General features: G+C 75.1%; 9 protein-coding genes. 6 read left to right on the forward strand and 3 right to left on the reverse strand.

The genetic code is table 11. The features are described from left to right. Positions 1 to 60 precede the first annotated feature (60 nt). Complete coding sequence (locus ACFW1A_RS34115) at positions 61 to 687, forward strand: FxLYD domain-containing protein (RefSeq protein ID WP_380416015.1); 627 nt, start codon at positions 61 to 63, stop codon at positions 685 to 687. A gap of 143 nt (positions 688 to 830) precedes the next feature. On the opposite strand, the gene ACFW1A_RS34120 is transcribed toward ACFW1A_RS34115, so the two are convergent. Continuing rightward, positions 831 to 2,309 carry a sensor histidine kinase gene (locus ACFW1A_RS34120; RefSeq protein WP_380416017.1) on the reverse strand — a complete coding sequence of 493 codons (1,479 nt, stop codon included), beginning with the start codon at positions 2,307 to 2,309 and terminating at the stop codon, positions 831 to 833. 37 nt (positions 2,310 to 2,346) lie between these two features. Then, positions 2,347 to 3,024, reverse strand: a complete 678-nt coding sequence (locus ACFW1A_RS34125; RefSeq protein WP_380416019.1) for a response regulator transcription factor — start codon at positions 3,022 to 3,024, stop codon at positions 2,347 to 2,349. Between the two features lie 127 nt (positions 3,025 to 3,151). Here ACFW1A_RS34125 and ACFW1A_RS34130 point away from each other — a divergent pair, with 127 nt between their 5' ends. The 4 genes from ACFW1A_RS34130 to ACFW1A_RS34145 all read left to right on the forward strand — a co-directional run bounded on the left by ACFW1A_RS34130 (position 3,152) and on the right by ACFW1A_RS34145 (position 7,257). Then, positions 3,152 to 4,570, forward strand: coding sequence for a DUF2079 domain-containing protein (locus tag ACFW1A_RS34130; RefSeq protein ID WP_380416022.1), 1,419 nt, complete (start codon positions 3,152 to 3,154; stop codon positions 4,568 to 4,570). Positions 4,571 to 4,604: 34 nt separating this feature from the next. Further along, on the forward strand, positions 4,605 to 6,482 hold the full coding sequence (locus ACFW1A_RS34135; protein ID WP_380416028.1) for a hypothetical protein: 1,878 nt from the start codon (positions 4,605 to 4,607) through the stop codon (positions 6,480 to 6,482). A gap of 70 nt (positions 6,483 to 6,552) precedes the next feature. Continuing rightward, positions 6,553 to 6,720, forward strand: coding sequence for a hypothetical protein (locus ACFW1A_RS34140; RefSeq protein WP_380416030.1), 168 nt, complete (start codon positions 6,553 to 6,555; stop codon positions 6,718 to 6,720). Positions 6,721 to 6,804: 84 nt separating this feature from the next. After that, positions 6,805 to 7,257, forward strand: coding sequence for a GNAT family N-acetyltransferase (locus ACFW1A_RS34145; RefSeq protein WP_380416033.1), 453 nt, complete (start codon positions 6,805 to 6,807; stop codon positions 7,255 to 7,257). 85 nt (positions 7,258 to 7,342) lie between these two features. Here ACFW1A_RS34145 and ACFW1A_RS34150 read toward each other — a convergent pair whose 3' ends face one another. After that, positions 7,343 to 8,200: a chitosanase gene (locus tag ACFW1A_RS34150; protein WP_380416037.1), complete on the reverse strand. Its 858-nt coding sequence runs from the start codon at positions 8,198 to 8,200 to the stop codon at positions 7,343 to 7,345. 268 nt (positions 8,201 to 8,468) lie between these two features. On the opposite strand from ACFW1A_RS34150, the gene ACFW1A_RS34155 reads away from it, so the two are divergent. Further along, the gene (locus ACFW1A_RS34155) at positions 8,469 to 9,173 is read left to right on the forward strand and encodes an alpha/beta fold hydrolase (RefSeq protein ID WP_380416040.1); all 705 of its coding nucleotides are present in this window, start codon (positions 8,469 to 8,471) and stop codon (positions 9,171 to 9,173) included. Positions 9,174 to 9,268 lie beyond the last annotated feature (95 nt).

A 9,268-nucleotide genomic window follows, 5' to 3' on the forward strand; every position in this document is an offset into this window, starting at 1 on the left:
GCATGGGGGTGTCCGTGTGCCGCCGGAACCTTCCGGCGGCAGGTCTGTGAGGAGGACGGTATGAGGGGACGGCGCGAACACGGTGCCGAGGCGGGCCGGTGGCGGCGCGCCCACTGGGCGGCCGCGGTGGGCCTGGGACTGTCCGGTGCGCTGGTCGCGTGCTCGAGCAGCAGCACGACGGCGCCCAGCACCTCGCCCGCGCGGTCCCTGACGGCCGCTCCGAACCCGTCCTCGTTCTCGGGCGAGCCGCCCTCCGCGCTCGCCTCGCTCGCCTCCTCCGCCTCGGCCGTGGCGTCGGCCGCCCAGCAGTCCGCGGAGGCCGCGGCCTCGTCGTTCGCCGCGTCGGCGTCGGATCGGCTGACCGCCAGCCGCGACAAGGCGACCTCGGTGCTCAACGGCGTCCAGGGCGGCGGCAACGCTCTGGGCGACGTCGTGATCACGGGCGTGCCGCACCCCACCAGCGGCGGCCTGCACGCGGCGATCGTCACCATCACCAACAGCACGGGCGGAACGCTGTCGTACGCGGTCCAGGTGAACTTCAACGACGCGTCCGGTCAGATGGTGGACAGCACCGTGGTGTGGGCCGAGAACCTGCCGGCCGGGCAGCGGGCGCAACCGGTCGCGTTCAGCAGCAAGCCCGCCGACCTGGCGCTCGTCCCCGTGGCCGTGAAGGCCCAGCGGTACTGACGGGCCGTGATGGCCCGGCGGTACCGCTGGGCCGAGATGGCCCGACGGTACTGACGCCGGGGCGGCGCCAGGGCGGCGCTGGGGTGGTACTCCCGCGCGGCGCTGGGGTGGTGCTCCCGCGCGGCGCGGTCGCGCCGCCCCCGTCAGTGGTTCCCCCCGTCGGCCGCCAGCGGCAGGCGGACCACCAGGTGCGCGCCGTGGCCGGACGGCGGCTCCGCCGCCGTCGCGGTGCCGCCCAGGCCGGTGGCGATGGTGCGGACCAGGGCCAGCCCGAGGCCGGCGCCGCCCGTGGCGCGGTTGCGGGCGGTGTCGAGCCGGACGAACCGGTCGAAGACCCGCTCCCGGTCGGCGGCCGGGATGCCGGGCCCGTCGTCGGCCACGGTGAGTTCGGCCCAGCCGTCGACCGCGCGCAGCCGGACGGTGACGGTGCCGGCGGCGTGCCGGGCCGCGTTGTCCAGCAGGTTGCGCACCACCCGCCCGACCAGCACCTCCCGGCCGGGCACGGTGGCGTCGGCGAGGTCCTGGCGGTACGCCGGCAGCGGGCCGGCGTGGGTGCGTTCGGCGAGCTGCTCGGCCACCAAGTCGTGCAGCTCGACCGTGCCGAGGTGGGCGGCCTCCTCGGTGCGGGCGAGCAGCAGCAGGTCGTCGGCCAGCTCCTGGAGGCGCTCGGTCTCGGCCAGCGCGCCGGCCACCACCGCCGGCCAGTCGGCCTGCTCGGGGTGGGTCAGCGGCACCTCCAGCGAGTTGCGCAGCGCGGCGAGCGGACTGCGCAGTTCGTGCGAGGCGTCGGCGACCAGGCGGCGCTGCTCGGTCAGGGCCCGTTCCAGCCGGTCGAGCGTGCTGTTGGTGGTCTCGGCCAGCCGCGCGATGCCGTCCCGGGCCGGCGGCACGGGCACCCGCTCGTGGAACGCGCCGTCGCCGATCTCGGCCATCCGCCGCCGGATCGACTCGACCGGACGCAGTGCCAGTCCGGTGACCAGCCAGGCGGTGAGCGCGACGCAGAGCGAGGCGGCGGGGGCGAGGTAGCGCAGCAGGTCGGTGACGGCGGCCGTGGTCTGCTCGGCCTCCTGCGGGTCGATCATCACGAAGACCGTGAGCGACTGGTCGGGCAGGCCGCTGATGCCGGAGTACTGGGCGAGTTGGGCGCTGGTCACGGGGTTGCTGACCACCCGGTAGAAGTCGACGGTCCGGCCCTTGAGCGCGGTCGACTCCGGGCCGGGGCCGAGACCCGGCGGGAAGTGCAGGGCGACGATGCCGAACGGGTTGTACTGCTCCGGGTGGGCGACCGCCAGTTCGTCCTGCTGCTGCTGTTCGGCGGCGGTGATCGGGACCATGCCGGTGTGGTAGCCGGCTTCCCGGTAGACGTCGAACATCTTGTTGGAGCGCAGCCAGCGGCCGTCCTCCGTCATCACCACGAAGGTGGTGGCCTGGTAGGCCTCGTCGGGGCTGTTCGGTATCTTCGAGGCGACGTTCTCGACCGCGGTCCCGGCCCTGGTCCGGGCCTGCTGCAGCATCCGGTCGTGCACCTCCTGTCCGACCCACAGGGCGGCGACACCGAAGGCGATCGCGGAGGCGACCAGCGCACCGAGCGCGGCCCGGGCCCGCACACCGGGTCGCGGCACCCGGAACCGCGACCGCCCCGTCCCGACCGGTTCGTGCTCAGGCGGCACGCGGCACCACCCGGTAGCCGATGCCGCGCACGGTCTCGATGGCGCACCGGGCGCCGGCCCGGTCGAGCTTGCGCCGCAGTGCTCCCACGTAGACCTCGACGATGTTGACGTCGCCGCGGAACGCCGAGTCCCACACCGCGTCCAGGATCTCGATCTTCGGCACCGCCTGGCCGCAGCGCCGGGCCAGGCACTCCAGGACGCCGAACTCCTTCACGGTCAGGCGAAGTTCCCGCTCCGCGACGGTGCAGCGGCGGGCCACCGGGTCGATCCGCAGGTCCTCCACGGACAGCACGGTCGGCCGGGTGGCCCCGCCGCGCCGCAGCAGTGCGCGCAACCGGGCGGTCAGCACGACGTAGGAGAAGGGTTTGCTGAGGAAATCGTCGGCACCGCAGTCCAATGCCTCCGCCTCGTCGTACTCCCCGTTCTTCGCGGTGAGCATCAGAATCGGCACCGGATTCCCGTCGCGGCGCAGTTCCTGGCAGACCCGGAAGCCGTTCAGGCCGGGCAGCATCAGATCGAGCACGATCGCCGCGTAGTCGCCCTCGCGGGCGCGGTCCAGGCCGTGGCGCCCGTCCGCCACCACGTCGACCGCGTAGCCCTCGGCCCGCAGGCCCTGGCTGAGCGACTGCGCGAGCCGCTCCTCGTCTTCCACCATCAAGAGGCGCACGGCCTGATGGTAGGCCAATGTCCGAACGCCGTAATGGGTGCTGCCCGATCTGCCGAGAAAGTCCGTCCTGAAATTTCCTCAGGAACGTTCAGGGTCCGTTCAGCGGCATTTTCCTAGCGTTCCCCGGGTGACTCTCGAACGATTCGTCCGCAACCTCCCCCGGCTTTCCCGGAGTTCCTGGACCGCCTGGATTCCGGTGCTGCCCGTCGGCCTGTACGGCCTGCTGCTCTCGCTCCCCCGCCAGTGGCGGATGGAGACGACCGGGTTCGATCTGGGCATATTCGAGCAGGCGGTCCGCGGCTACGCCGCGGGGCAGCTGCCGGTGGCCACCTTGAAGGGGACCGGATTCGACGTCCTGGGCGACCACTTCAGCCCGGCGCTCGCGCTGCTCGCCCCGTTCTACCGGCTGTTCCCGAGCGCGCAGACCCTGCTGGTGGCGCAGGCGGTGCTGTTCGCGCTGTCGGTGCCCCCGGTCACCGGGGTCGCGGTGGAGCTGCTGGGCCGGGCGCGCGGGGTGGCGGTGGGGTCGGCCTACGGGCTGTCCTGGGGGGTGTGGCGGGCAGAGCTGTTCGACTTCCACGAGGTGGCGCTGGCGGTCCCGTTGGTCGCCCTGGCAGTGGCGGCCCTGGTGCGCGGGCGGCACCGGGCGGCGGTCTGCTGGGCGCTGCCCCTGCTGCTGGTCAAGGAGGACCAGGGGCTGCTGGTGGCGGGGGTCGGCGCGCTGGTCTGGTGGCGCGGCGGGCGCCGGCTCGGCGCCGTCGCCGTGCTGGCGGCCGTGGCGGGCACGCTGCTCGCGGTCCTGGTGGTGGTGCCGGCGTTCAACCCGGACGGGCACTACGACTACGGGGCGAGCGCCGCCTGGCACGGCGATCCGCTGGCCCGGCTGCTGCTGCCGGCCGTCAAGTGGCACACCGTCGCGCTGCTGCTCGCCCCCACGCTGTTCGTCGCGCTGCGCTCGCCGGTCTGCCTGCTGCTGGTGCTGCCGCTGGCCGCCCGGTTCTGGACCCCGAACCCGACGTACTGGGGGTGCGGGCAGCACTACAACGCGGTGCTGATGCCGGTGCTGTTCCTGTCCCTGGCCGACGGGCTCGCCCGACTCCCCCGCCGGACCGGCCGGTTGGCCCGCTGGGTGCCGGCCCTGGCCCTGCTGCTGGCGCTCGACGCGGCGCCGGTGCCCGACCTGGCCGCCCCCGGCGACGGGGTGCGCGCGGCGCGGCACGCGCTGGCGGCGATCCCGGACGGCGCGACGGTGGCCGCCGCCAACCAGCTGGCCCCCCAACTGACCGGACGCTGCACGGTCTCGCTCTTCCCGTACCTGACCTACCCCGACGCCCGCGGCCCGCTGCGCCGCCCGGTGGCCCGCTGGGTGGCGGCGGTGGACCGCCCCGGCGACTTCCCGGTCCCCGAGCGCGAGCAACGCGCGGCGCAGGCCGCACTCCCGGCAGCCGGCTACCGGGTGGCGGCGGTGGGCGGCGGCGTCACGGTCTACGAGTGGACCGGCGGCCCCGGCCCGGGCCGCGCGGCCGGCGTCATCGGTGATCGATAGGGTCGGCGCACCCGAACAGCGAGGAGCACCGACGATGAGGTCCCCGGCCGACCTGGACACCGTGCCGTGGCACGCCCTGACCCACGCCTACGGCGGCGCCGAGGACGTGCCCGACCTGATCCGCGCCCTGTACCTGGACGACGAGGAGGCGGTCGCGGAGGCCGTCGACGAGCTCTGGGGCACCATCATCCACCAGGGCACGATCTACCAGGCCTCGGCACCGGCCGTGCCCTTCCTCGCCCACGCCGCGCGGCACGTCCCGGCCAAGCGGGACGAGCTGCTGGTGCTGCTCGCCCTCCTCGCCGCCCACGACCCGTCGGACGTCGGCTCGCCGCACTGGCCCGACACTGCGGTCGCCGCGGTCTGCGCCGAGCTGTGCCGGGTCCTGCCCGACCTGCTGCCCTGCCTGACGGACGGTGAGCGAGTGGTGCGGCGGGCAGCGCTGCGGGTGGTCGCGGCGGTGGCCGACGTGCTCCCGGCCGACGGCCGGGCGTCCGTCGCGGGGCTGGTCGACGGCCTGTACCGCGGCGATCCGGTCCCCGCCGTCCGGGCGGACGCGATGGTCGCCCTGACCGCCCTGGGGCAGCGGGTGGCGGCCCTCGACGACGGATCGGCCGAGGTCCGGCTGGCGGGCGCGCTGCTCGCGGCCGAGCGCTGCGAGCCGCCGTACCCCTCCGAGCTGGTGGCGGTCATCGCCGCGGACGGCGCCGCCCCGGACCCGGGGGACGACGAGCTCCCCTGGTCGGACGGCAGCACCCAGGACGAGCGCCTGACCCGACTGCTCACCCGGGACCCGGACGCGGCCCTGTCGGTGGCCGCCCGCTGGATCGAGGCCGGCGACCTCGGCTCGCGCGGCTCCTGGCTGGCCGGGGAGGTCGCCGAGCACTGGCGGGACCGCGAGGCGGTCGTGCTGGACCTCCTGCTGGCCGCGCTGCCCCGCCAGCGGGACGCCGGCAGCGTGGGCGCCCGCCTGCGGACCATCGGACACTGGGCCGAGCTGCTGCCCGCACCGGGTGCCGACCTCAGGGACGCGTTGCACCGGTACGCCGCCGACAGCGGGGCCGAGACCGCCGACTCCGCGCTGCGGGCCCTGGTGCGCACGCGCGACCCCCGCGCGCTGGAGCTGGTCCTGCGCCGCCCCGACGGGCAACTGCTGAAGGCGGCGGCCCTCGCGTTCCCCGGGGCCGGCGCCCGGCTGATACCCGTGATCCGCCGTCAGCTCGCGGCCGGTGCCACCGCGAACGACGGGATCGCGCTGGTCCTGGCCCTGGAGCCGCTCGGCGCCGGGGCCCGCGAGGCGCAGGACGAGCTGGTGGACTGCGTGCGCACCGGCCGCGCCGCCATCGTCGCCGCCCGCCAGCTCGGGCGCACCGGCGTCCCGACCCCGGAGGCCGTCGAACTGCTGGGTGCCGCGCTGCAGAGCGGCGACGCCTCGGTGCGCTCCGCCGCGGCCGGCGCCCACTACCGGCTGACCGGCGAGCCGGACCGGGCGCTGCGCACCTTCGGGGCGCTCCTGTCGGAGGCCGGCCAGCACTCCTGGTACCTGGGTGACCTGGAGCCGTTGGGCAGCGCCGCCGCCGGCCTGCTGCCGCTGATCGAGCCGATGCTGGAGTCCGGGTACGAGTGGACCCGGATGGCTGCGGCCCGGGCGCATAGCCGGATCACCGGCTCCACCGAGCGGGCCGTGCCCGTCCTGGCCGAACTGGTCGGTCCCACACCGGTCGGCGTGCGCGCCCTCGACGCGCTCGCCGAGATCGGCGAGGTCCCGGCGGAGCTGGACGCCGCGCTCGCCCGGTTCGCACGGTCGGGGCAACGGCTGTACCCCGACTCGCCGTTCGCCGGGCCGGACCACCTGGACGAGGAGCTGCGGGCGCTCGCCCGGAGGCTGCTGGCGGACGCCTCCACGGGGTGAGCGGGGGGCCGGTGCGATCCGGTCCGGTCCGAGGAGGACGGACCGGTGGCCGGTGCAGTACAACTGAGCTATGGGAAGGCAAGCCGTCGCCGTGCTCTACGTGCTCGCGATGATCACCGTCGTGGTCGGCGTGGATCTTCTGTTCTTCCGCCACCAGTTCTGGGAGCGGCTGCTGGTGAACGTCGGGATCGTCCTGGTGTTCACGGCGTTCTACTTCCGCTTCCTGAAGGGGCAGTGAGGCACCGCACCGGCGGCCGCGCGGTCGGCCGTCCGGGACGGCGCCCCGCCGCCGACCGCCCCGCACCCTGGCTAGACTCGCGCCGTGAGGATCAGTCAGGCGCATCCGGACGACGTCGCGGCGCTGGCGCGCCTGCTCTGGCTGGACACCCGGCAGGAGGAGCCGACCGCGTCGGCCGTCGAGGACTTCGCCGCGCAGCTCGGGCAGTGGTGGGCCACCCGCGGGGAGTCGCACGCGGCGTTCGTGGCCCGGCTGGACCGGCCGGAGATCGTCGGCATGGCCTGGGTCGCGCTCGTCCCCCGCGTGCCGCGGCCCGGCGCGACCGGCCGACTGTCGGCGGACATCCAGACCGTCTTCGTGCTGCCGGCGCAGCGGGGTCGGGGGATCGGGTCGGCGCTGGTCGAGGCCGCCGCGGACCATGCGACGGCCCTCGGGGCCGTGCGCGTGACCGTGCACTCCGGTCGCACGGCTGTGCCGGTGTACCAGCGCCTGGGCTTCGCGTCCTCGCGACAGCTGCTGCAGCGGCCGCCGGACTGAGCGGCGTCCCGCAGGGCCCTGCCGGGACGCGCGGTGCGGACCTCGCGATCCGCACCGCGCCGGGAGCCCTGCGCGGCCGGGCCGTCTACTGGATGGTGTAGCTGGTGCCGAACGCGGTGAGCGTGTACGGCCCGGTGAGGGCGTAGTTGCCGCTGTCGGCGACGCGCTTGACGGCCGCGACCCGGTCCACCGACTTGCTCCACTCCGCCTGGGTGGCCGAGTTGGCGGGGTTGGTGAGGTCGTCGGTGCGGACGGCGAAGAAGGCGCCCAGCCAGGCGGTCTCGCCGGCCCGGTCGGGGGTGCCGACCTGCTGGTTGGTGCGGGCGATCAGGCCGAGCAGTCCGTCGTAGGAGCTGTCGAGGCCGTGCTGGATCGCGGCGTCGTACAGCTCGGCGCGGGCCAGCGGGGTGTGCAGTCCGAGTTGGTCGGCGTCCTGCATGGCCGGGTTGAAGTAGCGCTGGTCCACCTGGTCGTCCTGCACCTGGCAGAACGCCGGGTCCTGGGCCGCCTGCTGCCACGCGGCGATGTAGTCCGCCTCCGGCAGGCCGTCGGTGCTGCCGCTGCCGGTGTCGGCCAGCCGCTGCAACTCGGGGACGAAGGCGGCGAGCGGGTTCCCGGGGACGACGGCGGTGTAGGCCCGGACGACCTTGAGCGCGTCGCCGTCGTTGGTGGTGAAGCCGGCCCGGCCGGCGGTGACGCCGCGACCGTCGTGGATGTTCTCCGCGTAGGCGTACTGCAGTTCGGTGGTGCTGTTCTCGAAGACGCTGATCATCTGGTCGGCGTAGCGGCGCTGGTCGCCGGTGAGCCACTCACTGCTGTCGGCGTGCCCGATCGCGGGCACCGCCAGTGTCGCGACCAGGACGGCGGCGGCCAGCGCCGGGCCCCTTCGGGCGAGGGGACGGCGCCGACGGGTCGTGGGGATGGTCATGGCGGGGGTGGTCATGGGCGCTCCTTCGGGGAGGGGCTCGGGTCGATGCCGGACCGGCACGGGACGGGTGCGGGACCGGTGCAGGACCGCGGCCCGTTTGTTAGTAAAGTTTCCTTCTTTTCTTGAGGGAGGACTCTGCACCCGCGCTCCGGGCCCTGTCAATGGGCCGGGCCGCGCCCGCCGCGCCGCGCCGCGCAGCAGCGGGGGTCCGTCGGCGCTGCCCGGTAGCGTCGCCGGGAGCGCCACGGACACGTGCGCGGCGACCCGTAGAGGGAGGACGACGATGGCGACCTTCACGCTCGTACCCGGTGCCGACGGCCGGGCCTGGTTCTGGCACCGGCTGGTGCCCGAACTACGGGCCCGGGGGCACGCGGTGGTCACGATGGACCTGCCGGACGAGGACTCCGCGGGACTGGAGGAGTTCGCGCAGACCGTCGTCGCCGCCGTCGAGCAGTGCGCCGACCTGACCGGGCCGCTGGTCCTGGTCGCCCAGTCGCTCGCGGGCTTCTCGGCTCCGCTGGTCTGCGGGCGGCTGCCGGTGCCCGTCGCCGAGTTGGTGCTGCTCAACGCCATGGTCCCGGTGCCCGGGGAGAGCGCCGGGCAGTGGTGGGAGCACACCGGCCAGGCCGGGGCCCGGTCCGCGTACGCGGCCGCCACCGGGCGCGGCCCCGATCCCGAGTTCGACCTGCGGACCGACTTCTTCCACGACGTCCCCGACGAGGTGACCGAGGAGGCGTTCTCGGCCGGCGGCTCGGCGCCGCCCGCCGCGCTGTTCGCCCAGCCCTGGCCGCTGACCCGCTGGCCCGACGTGCCGACCCGGTTCCTCCAGGGACGGGAGGACCGCTTCTTCCCGCTGGAGTTCCAGCGCCGGATCGTGCGCGAGCGGCTGGGCCTGGAGGTCGAGGGGATCCCCGGCGGGCACCTGGCCGCCCTCAGCCGGCCGCGGGAACTGGCGGCCGCACTGCTGCGCCCCTGGCCTGCCCCGTAGCTGTTCGGCGGCACCCCTCGATCCGCGCGGGCGGGTGGCGCCGGTGGGGCGCGTTGCGGTCCGGCCCGTCGAGCCCGGACGGCACGGTGTCGGTC

Source organism: Kitasatospora sp. NPDC058965 (genome assembly GCF_042741245.1).
Classification (GTDB): domain Bacteria; phylum Actinomycetota; class Actinomycetes; order Streptomycetales; family Streptomycetaceae; genus Kitasatospora.

Bases quoted from the DNA above. Each gene is read 5' to 3' on its own strand.
- ACFW1A_RS34150 (WP_380416037.1), bottom strand. From the start codon at position 8,200: ATGACCACCCCCGCCATGACCATCCCCACGACCCGTCGGCGCCGTCCC.
- ACFW1A_RS34135 (WP_380416028.1), top strand. From the start codon at position 4,605: ATGAGGTCCCCGGCCGACCTGGACACCGTGCCGTGGCACGCCCTGACC.
- ACFW1A_RS34140 (WP_380416030.1), top strand. From the start codon at position 6,553: ATGGGAAGGCAAGCCGTCGCCGTGCTCTACGTGCTCGCGATGATCACC.
- ACFW1A_RS34155 (WP_380416040.1), top strand. From the start codon at position 8,469: ATGGCGACCTTCACGCTCGTACCCGGTGCCGACGGCCGGGCCTGGTTC.
- ACFW1A_RS34115 (WP_380416015.1), top strand. From the start codon at position 61: ATGAGGGGACGGCGCGAACACGGTGCCGAGGCGGGCCGGTGGCGGCGC.